Raw genomic sequence first — 513 nt, forward strand, 5'->3', positions numbered from 1 at the left:
TTCCAAGTTGGTGCTTATTCTAACCAAACTGTTAATATCTCTATTGGTGCAACAAGCTCTGATAAGATTGGACACGCAAGGTTTGAAACAGGTTCAATTATGGGGTCTAATACAGCTACACTTGGAACTGTTGCATTGGAATTCCAAGGACTTTCAGGGAATAAATCTCAAGTTCTTGAATCTGTTGTTATTTCTACTTCAGCAGGAACAGGACTTGGAGCTTTAGCAGAAGTGATTAACAAAAACTCTGATGCACTCGGTGGAACAAAAGCAACATTTAGCGTTCAAGCTACAGGTTCTGGAGCTGTTGCAGCAGGTGATATTGCTAACCTCACAATTAATGGTGTATGGATTGGTGATATTACAGGTGTTCAAGCAAACGACAGAGATAATAAGCTTGTTCAAGCAATTAACTCTAAGAAAGAAGAAACAGGTGTTCAAGCTTCTATTGATGCAAATGGTCGTTTGAATTTAACTTCTACTGATGGTCGTGCGATTATGGTTACAGGAAGT

1 protein-coding gene is annotated in these 513 nt (G+C 39.0%); it reads left to right on the top strand.

What is annotated here, in order from left to right; translation table 11 throughout:
- Positions 1-513: flagellin hook IN motif-containing protein (locus tag CCZ01_RS10055; protein ID WP_275542667.1), on the top strand; the 513-nt coding region annotated here is incomplete at both ends.

Source organism: Helicobacter monodelphidis (genome assembly GCF_003288845.1).
Taxonomy (GTDB): domain Bacteria; phylum Campylobacterota; class Campylobacteria; order Campylobacterales; family Helicobacteraceae; genus NHYN01.